Genomic DNA, 17,483 nt, shown 5'->3' with positions numbered 1-17,483 from the left:
CATGATGGCCCGATGCAAGCGTCAGGGAAGTACGCCGGACTGGGCCTCGCCCTCGTCTCGGCGGTTGCGTTCGGTGGTTCCGGAGTAGCGGCGAAGCCGCTGATCGAGGCAGGTCTGGACCCCCTCCACATGGTCTGGCTGAGGGTGGCCGGGGCAGCGCTCGTGCTGTCCCCGCTGGCCTGGCGCCACCGTGCCCTCGTCCTGCGCAGGCCCGCACTGCTCGCGGGCTTCGGCCTGGTCGCCGTCGCCGGTGTCCAGGCCTTCTACTTCGCCTCGCTGTCCCGCATCCCCGTCGGCGTGGCCCTGCTGCTGGAATACCTCGGCCCGGCGCTGCTGCTCGGCTACATCCGCTTCGTACAGCGCAAGCCCGTGACGCGGGGCGCCGCCGCCGGGGCGGCCGTGGCCGTCGTCGGGCTGGCCTGCGTGGTCGAGATCTGGGCCGGACTGCGCCTCGACGCGCTCGGCGTCCTGTTCGGCCTCTGCGCGGCCCTGTGCCAGGCCTTCTACTTCGTCTTCGCCGACCAGGGCGCGGACCGGGAGGACGCCCCCGACCCGCTCGGGGTGATCGCGTACGGCATGCTCGTCGGCGCCCTCGTGATGACGGTGATCGCCCGCCCGTGGGAGATGGACTGGCAGGTGCTGGCCGGTGAGGCCGCCCTGGGCGACACGATGCTCCCCGCGCCGGTGCTGCTGGCCTGGGTGGTGCTGATCGCGACCGTCTTCGCGTACCTGACCGGCGTGGTCTCCGTACGCAGGCTGTCGCCGCAGGTCGCGGGCGTGGTGGCCTTCCTCGAGGCGGTCGTCGCCACCGTCCTGGCCTGGATCCTGCTCGGCGAGCACCTCTCCACCTGGCAGATCGTCGGCGGTGGGCTGGTGCTGGGCGGTGCGTTCATCGCGCAGTCCTCGCGGCCCGCCCCGGCCGCCGCAGCTCCGGTCGGGGCCGGTCCGGCCGTGGTGGACCGCGAGACGACGAGCGCGTAATGCCGTGAACCTGCACTAGGGTGGCGCCCATGCCCATGACCGTGCTTCCGCCTCCCGCCGCCTAGCGCGGGCGGCACCTCCTCGCATGAGTACCCCGGCCCGGGGAGTTCCCGGGCCGGTGAGCGCTGCCCGCGAAGCGATGACCTGCTGTCCTCATCCTTCACGCATGCGCGGAGAACCACGTGTCGAACCATTCGCCCGTTGCCGGGCGCAGTCTGCTGTACCTCGTCGTCGCCGGAGCCGCCTGGGGCACCGCCGGGGCGGCCGCATCGCTCCTCTTCCTCGCCTCCGACCTCGGTCCGCTCGCCCTGTCGTTCTGGCGGTGCGCGGGCGGGCTCGTGGTGCTCCTGGGGGTGCTAGCCGTACGCCGGCCGCGTCCCGGGCGGGCGCGGGTCAGGCCGTCGGCCGGCTCGCTGATCGTGACCGGCCTGCTGTTCACCCTGTTCCAGGCCGCCTACTTCGCCGCCGTGCGCGAGACCGGGCTCGCCGTCGGCACCGTCGTCACGCTCGGGGCCGGTCCCGTGCTGATCGCGCTCGGGGCGCGGTACTGGATGGGCGAGCGGCTCGGCAAGGGCGGCGCGGCCGCCGTCGCCGGGGCGCTGGCCGGGCTCGGCGTCCTGGTGCTGGGCAGCGGGGGCGGCGAGGTGCGCCCGCTCGGCGTCGGCTGGGCACTGCTCTCGGCCGCCGGGTACGCGGGGATGACGCTGCGGGCCCGCCGGCTCGGGCGGCGGGGCGCGGGCGGCGACCCGCTGGTGACCACCGCCTGGTCGGTCGCGGTGGGCACGGTGTGCCTGCTGCCGCTCGCCGCCGCGGAAGGGCTGCTGCCGCACACCGCCGAACTGGGGCGGGTGCTGTGGCTGCTGGTGTACGTCGCCACCGTGCCGACGGCCCTGGCGTACGCGCTCTACTTCACCGGGGCCGCAGCGGTGCGGGCCGCCACCGTGTCCGTGATCATGCTGATCGAGCCGGTGAGCGCGGCCGTGATCGCCGTACTGCTGCTGGGGGAGCGGCTGACCGGCGCCACCGTGCTGGGCACCGCACTGCTGCTCGCGGCCGTGGGCGCGCTGATCGCGGCGGAGGTGCGGCGGCCTGCGGACAGGCCGGTGGACAGGCCGGTGGACGGGCCGGTGGACGGGCCGGGGGTGCGGCCCGTCCATGCCCCCGAAGCGTCGCGTCAGAGCGCCGCGAGGTAGTCCGGGATGGCGGTCCCGGGGGCCAGGCCGGCCGCCGGGACCGGCGCCCCGTAGGCCGGAGCGACCGGGACCACGCCCGCCCAGTAGGGCAGCCCCAGGTCCTCGGGGTCGTCGTTCGGTCCGCCGGTACGGAGCTTCGCGGAGACCTCGGTCAGGTCCAGGCGGATCACCGCGGTGGCGGCGAGCTCCTTCGCGTTGGCCGGCCGGGAGTCGGCGGAGCGGCCCGGCACCACGTGGTCGACGAGGGCGTCCAGGGCCATCCGGCGCTCCTCCTCGTCCGTGACCTGGTAGGCCGTGCCGTGCACGACCACCGAACGGTAGTTGAGCGAGTGGTGGAAGGCCGACCGGGCCAGCACCAGCCCGTCGACGTGCGTCACGGTCACGCAGACCGGCAGGCCCGGGTCGGCCTTGCCGGCCGCGAGCAGCGGGCGCGAACCGGTGGAGCCGTGGATGTAGAGCGACTCGCCGACCCGGCCGAAGAGCGTCGGCAGCACCACGGGCGCGCCGTCGCGGACGAAGCCGAGGTGGCAGATGTAGGCCTGGTCGAGTATCGAGTGCACCGTCTCGCGGTCGTAGCGCGCCCGGTCGCGGGAGCGGGTCGGCACCGTGCGGTCGGTGGGCTCGTACGCGTCGGGCGAGGTGGCCGGCTCGGACGAAGCGGGCGCTTCCGTGGCGGGCGTGGCGGCGGTCATGATGCGAACTCCGTTGTACTAGTGCATAATGTTGTTTGTGCTAGGAGAGTATCGGATCCTCGGGCGGCGTGCATCGGATATCGCGGCCAGTGTCGAAGCGGGCGTGGGAGCGGGCGCGCTCGCGCCGGGAACGCTGCTGCCCCCGATGAGGGAGCTGGCGGCAGAGCTGGGGGTGAACCCCAACACCGTGGCGGCCGCGTACCGGACGCTGCGCGAGCGCGGGGTCATCGAGACCGACGGGCGGCGCGGCAGCCGGGTGCGCGCCCGCCCGTCGAGCGCGCCGCGGGACGCGCTGCGGATGGCGGTGCCGGCGGGCGTGCGGGACATCACGGACGGCAATCCGGACGTGTCGCTGCTCCCGGCGCTGGACGGGGCCCTCGCGGCGGCCGCGCGGCGGTACGCGCAGGCGCCGCCCCTCTACGGGCAGGACCCGGTCGACCCGGAACTGGCCCGGCTGGCCCGCGCCGACCTCGACGCGGACGGGGTGCCGGCCGGGCCGGTCGCGCTGACCTCCGGTGCGCTCGACGGGATCGAACGGGTCCTGGCCGCGCACCTGCGCCCCGGGGACGGCGTCGCGGTCGAGGACCCGGGCTGGGGGAGCGTGCTGGACCTCGTCCCGGCGCTCGGGCTGCGGGTGGTGCCGGTGGCGATCGACGACGAGGGGCCGCGGACCGACGCGGTGGCGCGGGCCCTGGAGGCCGGGGCGCGGGCGCTGGTCGTGACCTCGCGGGCGCAGAACCCCACCGGGGCCGCGGTGAGCGCGGAGCGCGCCGCGGAACTGCGGGCCCTGCTGGCGGGCCACCCGGGAGTGCTCGTGATCGACGACGACCACGGGCACGCGATCGTCGACCTGCCGGTGCATCCGCTGGGCGGGGTCACCCGGCACTGGGCGCTGGTCCGTTCGGCGGCGAAGGCGTACGGGCCGGACCTGCGGCTGGCGGTGCTGACGGGGGACGCGGTGACGCTCGACCGGGTACGGGGGCGGCAGCGGCTCGGTCCCGGGTGGGTGAGCCGGCTGCTGCAGTACGCGGTGATCGAGCTGTGGACCTCCGGCGCGGTGGACCGGGCGGCGGTGGCCCGCTCGTACGGGCAGCGGCGGGACGCGCTGGTCGCGGCGCTGCGCGAGCGGGGGGTGCGGGCGCACGGGCGGAGCGGGATGAACGTGTGGGTGCCGGTGGCCGATGAGACGGGGGTGGTGACGCGCCTGCTGGCCACGGGCTGGGCGGTCACCGCCGGGGCCCGGTTCCGGGTCGAGTCGGGACCGGGCGTGCGGCTGACGGTGTCACGGCTGGCGGTCGAGGAGATCCCCGGCCTGGCCGACGCCGTGGCCGCCGCGGTCCGGCCGGGGGCTTCGGGGGTCCGGTACGTCTGACAGCGGTCCGGCCCCTTCGTCGGCGCGTCAGGCCAGTTCCAGCAGCCCGCCCAGGACGAAGACGCATCCGCCCAGAGCGATCACCGTGCCGAGGAGGCGGTAGAGGCGGGCTGACAGGCGACGCTGCACCGGGCCGAGGTCGCCCCTGGCGTGCATGCGCAGCTCGGCGTTCCTGTCGGCCCAGCGCTCCAGCGAATCGGCCGAACTCCGCACGTTCAGTGCGATCCAGCCGCCGGTGACGGTGCAGGCCAGGCCCAGGGTCAGTAGGACGATGGCGGTGCTCATGTGGTTCCCCCCGGGACGTGTGGTGATCGCCCGGACCGTAGCAGTCGCTAGGCGGGCTTCCGCGCCCCGGGGCGGGTTTGGGTGAGGGCGGCGCCGGCCAGGACGACGGCGGCGCCGACCGGGGTGTTCCAGTGGAGCTGTTCGCCGAGGACCAGGACGCCCGCCGTGGTGGCGATGACCGGGATGAAGTACGTGACCATCTGGGCCGTGGTCGGGCCGATTTCGGAGACCAGGCCGTACTGCATCTGGAGCGCCAGGCCCGTGCCGAGGGCGCCCAGGGCGATCACCGACAGGGTCGGCCAGATCGGGAACGACGTCGGGGCCGAGGTGAACAGGGCGCTGACCAGGGCGAGCTGGAGCGTGGAGAGCATCAGCTGGCCGCCGGTCAGGGCCACCGGGGAGCCCGGCGTCCCGGCCAGCGTGCGGCGTACGTAGATCCAGCCGATGGGGTAGCAGAGCGAGGCCAGCAGCGCGAACGCGGTGCCCTTGGCGTCCACCCCGGAAAAGCCCTGCCAGGCGCCGAGGACGGTGAGCACGCCCAGGAAGCCCAGGCCCAGCCCCGCGACGCGGCGCCGCGTCGGGCGGTCCTCCGACAGCGCGACCAGGGACAGCGCCATCCCCCACAGCGGGGAGGTGGCGTTGCAGATGCCGGCCAGGCCGGAGGGGATGCTCAGCTCCGCGTAGGCGAACAGCGAGAACGGCGCGGTGTTGAGCAGCAGCGCCGCCACGCCGAGGTGACCCCAGGTGCGCAGCCCCCGCGGCAGCGGCTCGCGCCGGACCAGAAGGACGGCGGCGAGGGCGAGCGCCCCGAACAGGACCCGGCCCAGCGCCACCTGGAAGGGCGCGTACGCCTCCGTCCCCACCTTGATCAGCAGGAAGCTGAAGCCCCAGACCACCGAGAGGATCGCGAAGCGGACGCGCCAGTCCGCCAGGCCCCTCCGCCGGGTCGCCGGGGTGGCGGGGAGGGAGGCCGTGGAGAGGGACGGCCGAGAGGTGGTGGGTGCGCTCATGGCTCCGACTGTGCTCGCATCAACGTCGTAGGACAAGCGAGAGTTTCTCGGAAGCACGGCGTAGCATTGCTTACATGTTGAACCTGGAGCGCCTGCGCACCCTCGACGCCCTCGCCCGGCACGGCTCGGTCAGCGGCGCGGCCCACGGACTCCACGTCACCACCTCCGCGGTCTCCCAGCAGATGGCCAAGCTCGAACGCGAGGTCGGCCAGCCCCTGCTCGCCAAGAACGGGCGCGGGGTCCGGCTCACCGACGCCGGCCGGCTGCTCGCCGGCCACGCGGCCCGGATCATCTCCCAGGTGGAGCTCGCCCAGGCCGACGTGGAGGCCCAGCGCGGCTGCGCGGTCGGCGAGCTGCGCATCGGCGCCTTCCCGACGGCCATGCGCGGCCTGCTGCCCCAGGCCCTGTCCGCCCTGCGCGACGGCCACCCCGACCTGCGGGTGCTGGTGCGCGAGCAGGAGCCCGAAGAGAGCATGGCCGCCGTCGTGCGCGGGGACCTCGACCTGGCGCTGGCCATCGACTGGCACAACAAGCGGATGCCGGTGCCCCCCGAACTCACCCGCGCGCACCTGCTGGACGACACCGTCGACATCGCGGTCCCGGCCGGGCACCGGCTGGCCGGCCGTACGGAGATCTCCCTCGCCGAGTTCGCCGACGACGACTGGATCTCCTGGAACGAGGGCCAGTTCTGCCACGAATGGCTGGTCTCCACCCTCCGCGGCACCGGAATCGAGCCGCGCATCGCCCACGTCGCCGAGGAGCACCACACCCAGCTGGCCTTCGTGGAGGCCGGACTCGGCGTGTGCGTCGCGCCGAAGCTGGGCCGCGGCCCCGTGCCGGCCGGGGTGCGGCTGCTGCCGGTCTGCGACTCCGTACGGCGGCACGTGTACGCCGTCTGGCGGGCGGACGCCGACCGCCGGCCCTCCATCCGCGCCGCCGTCGAAGCACTGAAGGGGGCCGCCGCCCGGCCACAGCAGTAGGAGCCGGCCCGCCCGGCCTAGAGCTTGCGGAAGTCCCAGGAGACGATCGACTCCGGGGTCAGCCGGATCCAGGCGTGCCGCCCGTCGTGCGGCATCTCCTCGAGGCCGAAGTTCTTGACCGGGAAGATCCGCTCGGCCTCCGCCAGCTCCGGGCAGGGCTCGCCGGTGCGCGGGGCCTCGCCCACGAAGACGGCGCTGCCGGACAGTTCCACGCCGCGCAGTTCGTCGTACGCCTCTCCGCAGTCCACGACCACCGACATCCGCGGGTCCTTGCGCAGGTCGGACCAGCGCCGGCTGCGGGTGATCGAGTAGAGCCACAGGGAGCTGCCGTCCCAGGCGAACCACAGGGCGCCCACGTGCGGGCGGCCGTCCGGGGAGACCGTGGCCACGCGGCAGGTGCGCTGCTCGCGGAGGAAGGCGTCCACCTCCTCGTCGGTCATCATGATCCGGCGGCCCCGCCGCTGTGTCCTTCCCGGCCCCGTCTCGTCCATCGTCGCGCCACCCCTTCACAACTGACTGCGTGTCAGGAATCATGCGGGCTCGTCGGCCGATACGCCAGGGGGAGCCATGCCGGATCTCGATCCCGCCACCACCGCGCTGCTCACCGTCGAGTGCCAGAACGGCGTCGTCGGCGAGGAGAGCGCGCTGCCCGAGCTCGCGAAGGAGGCCCGGGACTCCGGAATGCTGGAGCGGGTGGCCGCGCTGGCCGCTGCCGCGCGCGGCGCCGGGGTGCAGGTGCTGCACGCCGTCGCCGAGCGGCGGCCGGACGGGCGGGGGGCCAACACCAACGCACGGCTGTTCCGCGCCGCCGGGAAACTGCCCGTGCGCCAGATCTCCGGGACCGCGGCGGTACGGCTCGCCGCCCCCCTCGCCGTGGCCGAGCAGGACCTGGTGGTCCGCCGCCTGCACGGGCTGTCCCCGATGGCCGGTACCGACCTGGACGCCCTGCTGCGCAACCTCGGCGTCCGCACCCTCGTCGTCACCGGGGTCTCCTCCAACATCGCCATTCCCAACACCGTCTTCGACGCCGTGAACCTCGGCTACCAGGTCGTGGTCCCGGCCGACGCCATCGCCGGAGTGCCCGCCTCCTGCACCGCCGAGGTGATCCGCAACTCCCTCGCGCTGGTCGCGACCATCACCACGGCCGAAGCCCTCCTCCACCAGTGGGCTCCCGCGCCCTGACCCCCGTAACCTGGGCGGATGCTGTCCGAAGTGATCGCGACCCGTTACGTCACGCCCCTGCGTGAAGGCGGCTCGCTCCCGGGGATCGTCGAGGCCGACGATCTCGGTACCTACGTCATGAAATTCACCGGAGCCGGCCAGGGCCGCAAGACCCTGGTCGCCGAAGTCATCTGCGGCCGCCTGGCCCAGCGGCTGGGCCTGCGGGTCCCGCGGCTGGTCCAGATGCAGCTCGACCCCGTCATCGGGCTCGGCGAGCCCGACCAGGAGGTCCAGGAGCTGCTCAAGGCCAGCGGCGGTCTCAACCTCGGCATGGACTACCTGCCCGGGTCGATCGGCTTCGACCCGCTCGCCTACCAGGTGGACCCGGTCGAGGCGGGGCGCGTGGTCTGGTTCGACGCCCTGGTCAACAACGTCGACCGGTCCTGGCGCAACCCCAACATGCTGGTCTGGCACGGGGACCTGTGGCTCATCGACCACGGCGCCACGATGATCTGGCACCACAACTGGCCCACCGCCCAGGCCGCCTCCGCCAAGCCGTACAACGCCTCCGACCACGTCCTGGCCCCGGCGGGCCCGGACATCGCGGCGGCCGCGGCCGCCCTCGCGCCGCTGGTCACCGAGGAGCTGCTCACCGAGGTCGCGGCCGACGTGCCCGACGAGTGGCTGGTGGACGAGCCCGGCTTCGGCTCCACCGACGCGCTGCGCCGCGCCTACGTGGAGGCGCTGTTGCCGCGTGCGGCCACGATCCACGAGAGGATCTCCATGGAGGCCCAGGTGAAGCCGCGGTCCGGGCCGCCCGGCTGGCTCGCCGAACGCCTCGCCCCCCAGCCCCACCTGAAGAAGAGCGACAGCGAGTGACCAAGCGGGACGTGTTCGAGTACGCGCTGGTGCGCGTGGTGCCCCGGATGGAACGCGGAGAGTGTTTCAACGCCGGCGTGATCGTCTACTGCCGGGCGCACGCGTACGTCGCCGCGCGCACCCACCTCGACGAGGCGAAGCTCCTCGCACTGGACCCCGAGGCCGACGTGGCCGGGGTGCGGGCGGCGCTGCGCGGGGTCGAGGGCGTGTGCAGCGGCGGCGACGCGGCGGGACAGGCGGCGGGCGACGACGCCGGCCGCCGCTTCCGCTGGCTGATCGCGCCGCGCAGCACGGTGGTGCAGCCGGGACCGGTGCACACCGGCCTGACGGCCGACCCGGCGGCGGAGGTGGAGCGTCTGCTGGACCTGCTGGTGCGGTAGCTCGCCGCGCCCCGGCCCCCGTTGACACGGAGTGCCAGGGCTCCTAGCGTCTCCTCAGCTGAAGCTACTAAGCGGTTGCTCACCCAGGGTGGCCGCCTCTCAAGGGCGAGGAGATCCAGCATGTCCACCACCGAGCAGCGCGTCGCGATCGTGACCGGGGCGGCCCGGGGCATCGGCGCGGCCACCGCCGTCCGCCTGGCCGCCGAGGGCCGGGCCGTCGCCGTACTCGACCTCGACGAGGCGGCCTGCAAGGACACCGTGGAGGCGATCACGGCGGCCGGCGGCAAGGCCCTCGCGATCGGGTGCGACGTCTCCGACGCAGCCCAGGTGGAGGCGGCCGTCGCGCGCGTCGCCGGCGAGCTCGGTGCCCCGACCATCCTGGTCAACAACGCGGGCGTGCTGCGCGACAACCTGCTCTTCAAGATGACCGAGACCGACTGGGACACGGTCATGAACGTGCACCTGCGCGGCGCCTTCCTGATGTCGAAGGCCTGTCAGAAGTACATGGTCGAGGCCAAGTTCGGCCGCATCGTGAACCTCTCCAGCAGCTCGGCGCTCGGCAACCGCGGCCAGGCCAACTACGCGGCCGCCAAGGCCGGTCTGCAGGGCTTCACCAAGACCCTGGCCATCGAGCTCGGCAAGTTCGGCGTCACCGCCAACGCCGTCGCCCCCGGCTTCATCGTCACCGAGATGACCGCCCAGACGGCCGCCCGCGTCGGCATGGGCTTCGAGGAATTCCAGGCGGCGGCCGCCACCCAGATCCCCGTCCAGCGCGTCGGCCGTCCGGACGACATCGCCAACGCCATCGCCTTCTTCACGGGCGAGGCCGCCGGCTTCGTCTCCGGCCAGGTCATGTACGTGGCCGGCGGCCCGCTCAACTGACGAGCTCACGAAAGGCAGGGCGTACGCCATGACGACGTACAACGGCAGCGACAGCGGCAAGGTCGCGCTGATCACCGGAGCGAGCCGGGGCATCGGCTACGGCATCGCCGAGGCGCTGGTCGCCCGTGGCGACCGGCTCTGCATCACCGGGCGCAACGAGGAGGCCCTCAAGGAGGCCGTCGAGCGGCTCGGTGCCGACCGGGTGATCGGCGTGGCCGGGAAGGCGCACGACGAGGCCCACCAGGCCCTCGCCGTCGAGCGCACGATGGAGGCCTTCGGCCGGGTCGACTTCCTGATCAACAACGCCGGCACCAATCCGGTCTTCGGCCCGATCGCGGACCTGGACCTCGGCGTCGCGCGGAAGGTCTTCGAGACCAACGTGATCTCGGCGCTCGGGTTCGCCCAGCGGACCTGGCACGCCTGGCAGAAGGAGAACGGCGGGGCGATCGTGAACATCGCCTCGATCGCCGGAGTCTCCGCCTCGCCCTTCATCGGCGCGTACGGGATGAGCAAGGCCGCCATGGTCAACCTCACCCTCCAGCTCGCCCACGAGATGGCGCCGGGGGTCCGGGTCAACGCGATCGCCCCGGCGGTGGTCAAGACCAAGTTCGCGCAGGCGCTCTACGAGGGCCGGGAGCAGGAGGCCGCGGCCGCCTATCCGCTCGGCCGGCTCGGGGTCCCGGAGGACATCGGCGGCGCGGCGGCATTTCTGACATCTGCACAAGCGGAATGGATCACAGGACAAACTCTGGTCGTTGACGGAGGAATGTTCCTCAATGCCGGAGTGCACTGACCGATAATCGGACATATTTGCCTCCGAAAGGGAGGTAAATGCATACCTAATGTGCACGGAACCGGTCAAGTGCCCCACGAAACCTGCCCATTGGATTCGTGGGGCACTGCGGTAGGGTCTGCCGCACCCCTGGCTGATCGAGGAGCGTGCACGTGTTCAACCGGACCAGATGCCTGCAGATCACTGCGGCCCTTGCGTCCATATCCCTGCTCGCCGGTTGCGGCCTGCTTTCGGACGACAGTGCCGCCGACACCAAGCCGATCGTCGTCGGCACGACGAGCGCGCCCAGCACCCTCGACCCCGCAGCGGCATGGGACGGCTCCTGGGAGCTGTACCGCAACGTCTACCAGACCCTGCTGGCCTTCCCCACGGGCTCCACCAAGCCCCAGCCGGACGCCGCCCAGAGCTGCGAGTTCACGGACGCGCAGAACGAGTCGTACCGGTGCACCCTGCGCAAGGGCCTGAAGTTCTCCGACGGCGAGCCGCTCGACGCCAAGGCCGTCAAGCACTCCCTGGACCGGATCCGGACCATCGGTTCCAAGGTCGGCCCCAAGGACCTCTTCGGCTCCCTCGACAAGATCGAGACCCCGGACGCGCTGACCGTCGTCTTCCACCTGAAGACCCCCGACGCGACCTTCCCCTTCGTCCTCGGCTCGCCCGCCGCCTCGCTGGTGTCGCCCAAGGACTACCCGGCCGACAAGGTGCGCGAGGACGGCAAGGTCACCGGATCCGGGCCGTACGTGCTCGACTCCTACAAGGAGGGCGGCGAGGCCGTCCTCGGCCGCAACGGGAGCTACACGGGCTTCGCCAACCGCCGTAACGACGGCGTGACCATCCGCTACTTCACGGATTCCGCGAAGATGGTCGCCTCGCTCAAGGCCAACGAGATCGACGCGATCTACCGAGGCCTCTCGGCCCCGGAGATCAGGGACCTGCAGAGCCCCGAAGCGCACGGGCAGGGCGTCCAGGTCGTCGAGAACGTCGGCGCCGAGATCCGCTACCTGGTCTTCAACCCCAAGGACCCGACGGTCGCCAAGCTCCCGGTCCGCCAGGCCATCGCCCAGATCGTCGACCGCGGCGCGCTCGTCTCCAAGGTCTACCAGGGCACCGCCGAGCCGCTCTACTCGATGGTTCCCAAGGGCGTCGTGGGCCACAAGACGCCCTTCTACGACAAGTACGGCCACGCGGACGTCAAGAAGGCCCAGAAGATCCTCAAGGACGCCGGGATCACCCAGCCGGTCGAGCTGACCTTCTGGTACACCACGGACCGGTACGGCTCCTCCACCGCGGAGGAGTTCACCGAGCTCAAGCGCCAGCTGGACGAGAGCCTGCTCTTCAAGGTCACCCTGCGCAGCCAGCCCTGGAAGACCTTCCAGGAGGGCTACAAGGGCCAGGAGTACCCGGTCTTCGGCCGAGGCTGGTTCCCCGACTTCCCGGACCCGGACAACTTCATCGCGCCGTTCGTCGGCAAGGAGAACGCGGTCGGCACCCCGTACGAGCCGGCCGAGATCCTGACCGACCTGCTGCCCAAGACCCGCCGCGAGGGCGACCGGTCGGCCGGTTCCCAGCAGTTCGAGCGCGCCCAGCAGATCTTCGCCGACGACGTCCGGCTGCTGCCCCTGTGGCAGGGCAAGCTGTACGTCGCCGCGCGGGAGGACATCGCGGGCGGCGAGCGGGCGCTGGACCCCCAGACCGTCATGCAGATGTGGGAGTTCTACCGCAAGACCAGCTGGTAGCCGGTACTCGGTAGCCAGCAGCCGACGGCCGCTCGTCCCGGTGGGGCGGGCGGCCGGAGCGTTGTCAGTGGCCCCCGGTAGGTTCTGGAGCAGTTGCACGAACTTGTACCGGAGGTTGTCGCCGTGACCCAGATGCTGCCCGAGTCCTGGCTCCCCGTCCTCGGCGGGGAGCTGGACCAGCCCTACTTCAGGGAACTCACCGAGTTCGTCGAGAAGGAACGGGCGAACGGGGCGGTCTACCCGCCCCGCGAGCAGGTCTTCGCGGCCCTGGAGGCCACCCCCTTCGACCAGGTGAAAGTGCTGGTCCTCGGCCAGGACCCCTACCACGGCGCCGGGCAGGGCCACGGACTGTGCTTCTCCGTGCAGCCCGGGGTCAAGACCCCGCCCTCCCTCCGCAACATCTACAAGGAGATGAAGGAGGAGCTCGGCCTCCCGGTCCCGGACAACGGGTACCTGATGCCGTGGGCCCGCCAGGGCGTCCTGCTGCTCAACGCGGTGCTCACCGTCCGCGAGGCGGAACCCAACTCGCACAAGGGCAAGGGCTGGGAGAAGTTCACCGACGCGGTGATCCGCGCGGTCTCCGACCGCCCCGACCCGGCCGTCTTCGTGCTCTGGGGCGCCTACGCCCAGAAGAAGATCCCGCTCATCGACGAGGAGCGGCACGTGATCGTCAAGGGCGCGCACCCCTCGCCGCTGTCGGCCAAGAAGTTCTTCGGCTCCCGGCCCTTCACGCAGATCGACGAGGCCATCGCCGCGCAGGGCCATGAGCCGATCGACTGGCGGATCCCGGACCTGGGCTGACGGCACACCGCGCCTCGGCGCCATTGCCGGTGCCTCCGGCTAGCGTTTTGATGATCAGACCGGAGCAGGTCTGGCAGGACGAGCCGGAGGCCGCGGTGACGGAGCAGCAGGAGGCGTCGGAGGACGCCGTCATGACCAGGATCGGCCAGGCGGTCATCCTGCTGCACGCCGGGGACCGCGAGGAGGCCCGCAACCGGCTCGGTGCGATCTGGGCCGAGCTCGGCGAGGAGGGCGACGGCCTCCACCGGTGCACGCTCGCCCACTACATGGCCGATGCCCAGGACGACCCCGCCGACGAGCTGGCCTGGGACCTGAGGGCCCTGACCGCCGCCGAAGCGCTCCGGGACGGGCCGCCCGCACCGGCGGAGCAGCATCCGGCGATGCGGGTGTTCTACCCGTCCCTGCACCTCAGCCTGGCCGCCGACTACGTGAAGCTCCAGCGGCCGGAAGCGGCCCGGGTCCATCTGGCGCGTGCCCGCGCCGCCACCGGCGCGCTGTCCGACGACGGCTACGGGAACGGCGTACGGGCCGCCATCGCCCGGCTGGAGCGGCGGCTCGCCACGGAACCGGGCACCGGGCCCCGCCCGTTCCCGGAGCAGTACCCGTGAGCTCCGGCAGCTCCGTGAGCTCTCCATGGGCTCCGTCGGCTCAGTCCTCCTGGACGCCCGCGCAGATCCGGGCCTCCGGACTGTCCGGGTGCCACCGCCCGTGCCGGCGGCCCAGCGCGCACACGTCGGCGGGCCGCACCGGCAGCTCCTTCATGAGGCCCCGCTCCGCCGTGGCCTCGGCCCTCGGCTGGTGCGGGCGGCCGCCGCCCTCGCGCCCGGAGGCCGCCTCGGCGGGCCGGCGGGGCTCCGGGATGTCCGGGACCGGCGGCGGTGCCTGCGCGGGGCCGCCGGAGGCGCCCTGAGCGGTGCGTTCGGCTGGCCGGTGGGCGGGGGCGGAGCCCGCGGGCCGCGCAGGCTGCTCCGGGACCGCCTTCAGCGCCTCCAGGGCGGGCGCCTGGACGACCACGGGGGCGGCCCCCGGCCCCCCGCGCGGCTCGTGGTGCGGCGGCAGCCCGGCGGCGGGCGCCCCCGCCGGCTGCCCGCCGCCCGGGCCGGGGCTCACGTTCACGCAGCCGGAGACGGCCGAGACGGCACACGCGACTCCGAGCAGCAGCTTTGTCGTGGTTCGGGTTGGATGCACCCGCGCAACTCTGCTCCGTGAGGACCGCGTTGTGAAAACCCGCAGCCCATATTCACCCCGCACGGGTGACGGCTAGTCGCCGGTGGCGCCGTCGATCTGCTCGCGCAGCAGGTCCGCGTGGCCGTTGTGGCGGGCGTACTCCTCGATCATGTGGGTGTAGACCCAGCGCAGGCTGAACACCTCGCCGCGGTGGTGGCTCTCGGCCTCCGACAGCAGGTCCAGCGAACGGCCCGCGGCGGCCTGGCGCGCCAGCTCGACCTCGGTCTGCCAGACCTGCTCGGCCTCGGCCCAGGCGGCCTCCTCGCCGAAGTGGAAGTCGCCGTCCACGTCTTCGCGGGTGGAGTACAGCTCGGGCAGGTCCTCGCCGAGCATGATCTCCCGGAACCAGTACCGCTCCACCTCGGCCATGTGCCGTACGAGGCCCATCAGGCTCAGCTCGGACGGCGCGAGCGGGGTGCGGCGCAGCTGCTCGTCCGAGAGCCCCTCGCACTTCCAGGCGAGCGTGGCGCGGTGGTAGTCGAGCCAGCCGTCGAGCATGCCGCGCTCGTCGGCGGTGGTGGAGGGCTCGTCGCGATGTGATCCGGAAGTCGTGGTCGTCATGACGGACATCCTCAGCGAACAGGGCCCCCACCACCAGGGATTAAGCTGCGAGCGTCCTACACGGAACGAACCAGGAGGCTCCCGGTGAAGGTCGGCTGCATCGGACTCGGCGACATCGCACAGAAGGCGTACCTGCCCGTCCTCACCACCCGCCCGGAAGCCGAGCTGCACCTGCAGACCCGCACTCCGGCCACTCTGGAGCGGGTCGGCGCCATCCACCACGTGCCGGCCGGGCGCCTGCACACCGATCTCGACTCGCTGCTCGCCGAAGGGCTCGACGCCGCGTTCGTGCACGCCCCGACCGTCTCGCACCCCGAGATCGTCACGCGGCTGCTGGAGGCCGGTGTGCCGACGTACGTGGACAAGCCCCTCGCCTACGACCTCGCGGACTCGGCGCGGCTCGTGGAACTCGCCGAGGAGCGGGGCGTCTCCCTCGCCGTCGGCTTCAACCGCCGCCACGCGCCCGCCTACGTGCAGTGCGCCGAGCACCCGCGTGATCTGATCATCATGCAGAAGAACCGCGTGGGGCTGCCCGAGGACCCCCGCACGCTGGTGCTCGACGACTTCATCCACGTCGTCGACACGCTGCGTTTCCTCCTGCCGGGCGACGCCGACCACATCGACGTCCGGGCCGTGGTGCGCGAGGGGCTCATGCACCAGGTGGTGCTCCAGATGTCCGGGGACGGCTTCACGGCGCTCGGCATCATGAACCGGCTCTCCGGTTCCTCCGAGGAGATCCTCGAGGTGTCCGGGCAGGACACCAAGCGGCAGGTCGTCAACCTCTCGGAGATCATCGACCACAAGGGCCAGCCGACCGTGCGGCGCCGCGGCGACTGGGTGTCGGTCGCCCGCCAGCGCGGCATCGAGCAGGTGGTGGACGCCTTCCTGGAAGCCGTGGAGACCGGCAAGACGCTCAGCGCACGTGACGCGCTGCTCACCCACGAGCTGTGCGAGCGGGTGGTGAGTTCGGCTCTGGGGCAGGCCTCCTGAGCGAGCGCAGGCCCTCCACGGCGCAGAAGGCCGCCAGCGCGGCGAGGGCCGCCGCCACCGGCCAGTCCCCGTGGCGGACGTAGAAGGTCGCGCCGCCGGCGAGCGGGACCTCGTACACCCGCGCCGTGCTCGCGGAGGTGGGCAGGGCGGGGCCGACCTGCTCCCCGGCGGGGCCGTACACCGCGCTCACCCCGGTGAGCGTGGCGTGCACCATCGGGCGGCCGGTCTCCGCCGCCCGCAGGGCGGCCAGCGAGGCGTGCTGGGCCGGCGCCCAGCTGTCCTGGAAGCTGGAGGTCGCCGACTGGGCCACGAGGAGGGCGGCCCCCGCGCGGGCCAGGTGCCGGCTCATGTCGGGGAAGGCCGACTCGAAGCAGACCAGCGGGCCGACGCGAACACCGGGCCGGCCGTCGGGCTGCCCGGGCAGGTCCATCACCACCGGGGTGTCACCCGGCACGCGGTCCTCGGCCGCCGCCTTGCCGACCGAGGTGGCCCAGCCGAGCAGGCTCCGCGCCGGTACGTACTCACCGAACGGGACCAGCCGCATCTTGTCGTACCGGTCACCCGTGGGCCCCTGCGGGCCCATGAGCACCGCGCTCTTGCGGATCCCGGGGCTGTCGGCGCCGCGCGCGTCCACGTTGACCAGGAGCGGTGCCCCGACCTGCGCGGACAGCGAAGCCAGCCGTCCGGCCAGGTCCGGGCGGGCCGTCAGGTCCCCGCCGACGCTGCTCTCGCCCCACACCACCAGGTCCAGCGGCTGCCCCGCCAGGTCGCGGGTGAGCCGCTCACCGGCCGCGAACCGCCGCTCCGCGCTGTCCCGACCGTCCGGCACCAGACCCGGCTGTACGACGGCCACCCGCAGTTCGCCCGAGACCCCGGGGCCCGGCACCCACAGCCAGACCGCCCCCGTCAGAACCGCGCATCCCGTCAGCGCGGCCATCGCCGGGACCCGGGCCCGGGGCACCGCGATCAGCAGCACCAGCGCGCTGTTCACCGCCACCACCAGGAGACTCACCAGCCACACGCCGCCCACGGAGGCCAGCCGCAGCGCGGCCGGCACCTGCCACTGGCTCGCCCCCAGCAGCCCCCACGGCCCGCCCAGCCCCTGCCAGGACCGGACCAGCTCCGGCAGCAGCCACCCCGCCGGTACGAGGACCAGCGCGGCTGCCGTCCGGCCCGCCGCCGGGACCCCGCCCAGCAACTCCCGCACCAGCAGCGCCCAGGGGATCCAGAAGAGCGCCACGAGCGCGGCCAGCGGCACCAGGAAGACGTGCAGGCTCGGCAGCAGCCAGTGGTGGACGGCCACGATGAAGGCCGCGCCGCCCAGCCAGCCCTCCAGCGCCGCCCGCCGCCCGGTGCGGGCCGACCTCAGCAGCAGCATCCAGGGCACGAGGGCCACGTACGCGCACCACCAGAGCGCGGGCGCGGGGAAGGCGAGCGCGGGCAGGGCCCCGGCGGCGACGGCGGCCGGCGCACGCCACCGCGGGGCCCGTGGGAACGACCCAGCCCGGATCGAGACCATGGCGCGCCTCCGCTTCCAGTGTGGCAGTGCCGGACCACCGG

20 protein-coding genes are annotated in these 17,483 nt (G+C 73.0%); 13 read left to right on the top strand and 7 right to left on the bottom strand.

The genetic code is table 11. The annotated features are described in order from the left end of the window. Positions 1 to 12 precede the first annotated feature (12 nt). Positions 13 to 981 carry an EamA family transporter gene (locus tag ACZ6I1_RS22045; protein WP_469289631.1) on the top strand — a complete coding sequence of 323 codons (969 nt, stop codon included), beginning with the start codon at positions 13 to 15 and terminating at the stop codon, positions 979 to 981. 182 nt (positions 982 to 1,163) lie between these two features. Beyond that, positions 1,164 to 2,174 carry a DMT family transporter gene (locus tag ACZ6I1_RS22040; RefSeq protein ID WP_469289630.1) on the top strand — a complete coding sequence of 337 codons (1,011 nt, stop codon included), beginning with the start codon at positions 1,164 to 1,166 and terminating at the stop codon, positions 2,172 to 2,174. Here the strand turns inward: ACZ6I1_RS22040 and ACZ6I1_RS22035 are convergent. Beyond that, on the bottom strand, positions 2,156 to 2,866 hold the full coding sequence (locus ACZ6I1_RS22035) for a pyridoxamine 5'-phosphate oxidase family protein (protein WP_469289628.1): 711 nt from the start codon (positions 2,864 to 2,866) through the stop codon (positions 2,156 to 2,158). The two genes, ACZ6I1_RS22040 and ACZ6I1_RS22035, sit on opposite strands and share 19 nt — an antisense overlap. Before the next feature lie 37 nt (positions 2,867 to 2,903). Between ACZ6I1_RS22035 and ACZ6I1_RS22030 the strand changes: the two genes are divergently transcribed. Next, a complete protein-coding gene (locus tag ACZ6I1_RS22030; protein WP_469289627.1) occupies positions 2,904 to 4,238 on the top strand; it encodes an aminotransferase class I/II-fold pyridoxal phosphate-dependent enzyme in 1,335 nt (444 codons plus the stop codon). A gap of 27 nt (positions 4,239 to 4,265) precedes the next feature. On the opposite strand, the gene ACZ6I1_RS22025 is transcribed toward ACZ6I1_RS22030, so the two are convergent. Together ACZ6I1_RS22025 and ACZ6I1_RS22020 are read right to left on the bottom strand one after the other, a co-directional pair. Further along, complete coding sequence (locus ACZ6I1_RS22025; RefSeq protein WP_469289626.1) at positions 4,266 to 4,523, bottom strand: hypothetical protein; 258 nt, start codon at positions 4,521 to 4,523, stop codon at positions 4,266 to 4,268. Between the two features lie 47 nt (positions 4,524 to 4,570). After that, a complete protein-coding gene (locus ACZ6I1_RS22020; RefSeq protein ID WP_469289624.1) occupies positions 4,571 to 5,533 on the bottom strand; it encodes a DMT family transporter in 963 nt (320 codons plus the stop codon). Positions 5,534 to 5,607: 74 nt separating this feature from the next. On the opposite strand from ACZ6I1_RS22020, the gene ACZ6I1_RS22015 reads away from it, so the two are divergent. Further along, complete coding sequence (locus ACZ6I1_RS22015) at positions 5,608 to 6,513, top strand: LysR substrate-binding domain-containing protein (RefSeq protein WP_469289623.1); 906 nt, start codon at positions 5,608 to 5,610, stop codon at positions 6,511 to 6,513. Between the two features lie 17 nt (positions 6,514 to 6,530). On the opposite strand, the gene ACZ6I1_RS22010 is transcribed toward ACZ6I1_RS22015, so the two are convergent. Next, complete coding sequence (locus ACZ6I1_RS22010; RefSeq protein WP_469289621.1) at positions 6,531 to 7,004, bottom strand: pyridoxamine 5'-phosphate oxidase family protein; 474 nt, start codon at positions 7,002 to 7,004, stop codon at positions 6,531 to 6,533. Between the two features lie 76 nt (positions 7,005 to 7,080). On the opposite strand from ACZ6I1_RS22010, the gene ACZ6I1_RS22005 reads away from it, so the two are divergent. The 8 genes from ACZ6I1_RS22005 (at position 7,081) to ACZ6I1_RS21970 (ending at position 13,753) form a co-directional block, all read left to right on the top strand. Beyond that, positions 7,081 to 7,695, top strand: coding sequence for a cysteine hydrolase family protein (locus ACZ6I1_RS22005; protein ID WP_469289619.1), 615 nt, complete (start codon positions 7,081 to 7,083; stop codon positions 7,693 to 7,695). A gap of 18 nt (positions 7,696 to 7,713) precedes the next feature. Then, positions 7,714 to 8,553 (top strand): HipA family kinase, encoded by an 840-nt coding sequence (locus ACZ6I1_RS22000; protein WP_469289617.1) that lies wholly within the window; start codon positions 7,714 to 7,716, stop codon positions 8,551 to 8,553. Then, positions 8,550 to 8,933 (top strand): DUF3037 domain-containing protein, encoded by a 384-nt coding sequence (locus ACZ6I1_RS21995; protein WP_469289616.1) that lies wholly within the window; start codon positions 8,550 to 8,552, stop codon positions 8,931 to 8,933. The genes ACZ6I1_RS22000 and ACZ6I1_RS21995 overlap by 4 nt, the downstream gene beginning before the upstream one ends. A 120-nt stretch (positions 8,934 to 9,053) precedes the next feature. Then, positions 9,054 to 9,815 (top strand): 3-oxoacyl-ACP reductase FabG, encoded by a 762-nt coding sequence (gene fabG / locus ACZ6I1_RS21990; RefSeq protein WP_469289614.1) that lies wholly within the window; start codon positions 9,054 to 9,056, stop codon positions 9,813 to 9,815. A gap of 28 nt (positions 9,816 to 9,843) precedes the next feature. After that, on the top strand, positions 9,844 to 10,608 hold the full coding sequence (locus ACZ6I1_RS21985; protein WP_469289612.1) for an SDR family oxidoreductase: 765 nt from the start codon (positions 9,844 to 9,846) through the stop codon (positions 10,606 to 10,608). Positions 10,609 to 10,760: 152 nt separating this feature from the next. After that, positions 10,761 to 12,344, top strand: coding sequence for an ABC transporter substrate-binding protein (locus tag ACZ6I1_RS21980; protein WP_469289610.1), 1,584 nt, complete (start codon positions 10,761 to 10,763; stop codon positions 12,342 to 12,344). Between the two features lie 132 nt (positions 12,345 to 12,476). Next, entirely contained in the window at positions 12,477 to 13,145 is a 669-nt protein-coding gene (locus ACZ6I1_RS21975; RefSeq protein ID WP_469289676.1) for a uracil-DNA glycosylase, read from the top strand. Positions 13,146 to 13,240: 95 nt separating this feature from the next. Then, the gene (locus ACZ6I1_RS21970; protein ID WP_469289675.1) at positions 13,241 to 13,753 is read left to right on the top strand and encodes a hypothetical protein; all 513 of its coding nucleotides are present in this window, start codon (positions 13,241 to 13,243) and stop codon (positions 13,751 to 13,753) included. 40 nt (positions 13,754 to 13,793) lie between these two features. Here the strand turns inward: ACZ6I1_RS21970 and ACZ6I1_RS21965 are convergent, their stop codons facing one another. Both ACZ6I1_RS21965 and ACZ6I1_RS21960 read right to left on the bottom strand, forming a co-directional pair. Beyond that, positions 13,794 to 14,333 (bottom strand): hypothetical protein, encoded by a 540-nt coding sequence (locus ACZ6I1_RS21965; RefSeq protein ID WP_469289608.1) that lies wholly within the window; start codon positions 14,331 to 14,333, stop codon positions 13,794 to 13,796. A 72-nt stretch (positions 14,334 to 14,405) separates the two neighbouring features. Further along, complete coding sequence (locus ACZ6I1_RS21960; protein ID WP_469289607.1) at positions 14,406 to 14,933, bottom strand: DinB family protein; 528 nt, start codon at positions 14,931 to 14,933, stop codon at positions 14,406 to 14,408. A gap of 84 nt (positions 14,934 to 15,017) precedes the next feature. On the opposite strand from ACZ6I1_RS21960, the gene ACZ6I1_RS21955 reads away from it, so the two are divergent. Further along, the gene (locus ACZ6I1_RS21955) at positions 15,018 to 15,923 is read left to right on the top strand and encodes a Gfo/Idh/MocA family protein (RefSeq protein WP_469289605.1); all 906 of its coding nucleotides are present in this window, start codon (positions 15,018 to 15,020) and stop codon (positions 15,921 to 15,923) included. Here the strand turns inward: ACZ6I1_RS21955 and lnt are convergent. Next, positions 15,868 to 17,442 carry an apolipoprotein N-acyltransferase gene (lnt, locus tag ACZ6I1_RS21950; protein ID WP_469289603.1) on the bottom strand — a complete coding sequence of 525 codons (1,575 nt, stop codon included), beginning with the start codon at positions 17,440 to 17,442 and terminating at the stop codon, positions 15,868 to 15,870. The genes ACZ6I1_RS21955 and lnt overlap by 56 nt on opposite strands. Positions 17,443 to 17,483 lie beyond the last annotated feature (41 nt).

It is taken from the genome of Streptomyces sp. NPDC046303 (genome assembly GCF_055588085.1).
The sequence above is the reverse complement of the archived record's forward strand: the minus strand, read 5'-3'. Positions and strand labels throughout refer to the sequence as shown.

Bases quoted from the DNA above. Each gene is read 5' to 3' on its own strand.
- ACZ6I1_RS22045 (WP_469289631.1), top strand. From the start codon at position 13: ATGCAAGCGTCAGGGAAGTACGCCGGACTGGGCCTCGCCCTCGTCTCG.
- ACZ6I1_RS22035 (WP_469289628.1), bottom strand. From the start codon at position 2,866: ATGACCGCCGCCACGCCCGCCACGGAAGCGCCCGCTTCGTCCGAGCCG.
- ACZ6I1_RS22025 (WP_469289626.1), bottom strand. From the start codon at position 4,523: ATGAGCACCGCCATCGTCCTACTGACCCTGGGCCTGGCCTGCACCGTC.
- ACZ6I1_RS22020 (WP_469289624.1), bottom strand. From the start codon at position 5,533: ATGAGCGCACCCACCACCTCTCGGCCGTCCCTCTCCACGGCCTCCCTC.
- ACZ6I1_RS22015 (WP_469289623.1), top strand. From the start codon at position 5,608: ATGTTGAACCTGGAGCGCCTGCGCACCCTCGACGCCCTCGCCCGGCAC.
- ACZ6I1_RS22010 (WP_469289621.1), bottom strand. From the start codon at position 7,004: ATGGACGAGACGGGGCCGGGAAGGACACAGCGGCGGGGCCGCCGGATC.
- ACZ6I1_RS22005 (WP_469289619.1), top strand. From the start codon at position 7,081: ATGCCGGATCTCGATCCCGCCACCACCGCGCTGCTCACCGTCGAGTGC.
- ACZ6I1_RS22000 (WP_469289617.1), top strand. From the start codon at position 7,714: ATGCTGTCCGAAGTGATCGCGACCCGTTACGTCACGCCCCTGCGTGAA.
- fabG (WP_469289614.1), top strand. From the start codon at position 9,054: ATGTCCACCACCGAGCAGCGCGTCGCGATCGTGACCGGGGCGGCCCGG.
- ACZ6I1_RS21985 (WP_469289612.1), top strand. From the start codon at position 9,844: ATGACGACGTACAACGGCAGCGACAGCGGCAAGGTCGCGCTGATCACC.
- ACZ6I1_RS21975 (WP_469289676.1), top strand. From the start codon at position 12,477: ATGCTGCCCGAGTCCTGGCTCCCCGTCCTCGGCGGGGAGCTGGACCAG.
- ACZ6I1_RS21960 (WP_469289607.1), bottom strand. From the start codon at position 14,933: ATGACGACCACGACTTCCGGATCACATCGCGACGAGCCCTCCACCACC.
- lnt (WP_469289603.1), bottom strand. From the start codon at position 17,442: ATGGTCTCGATCCGGGCTGGGTCGTTCCCACGGGCCCCGCGGTGGCGT.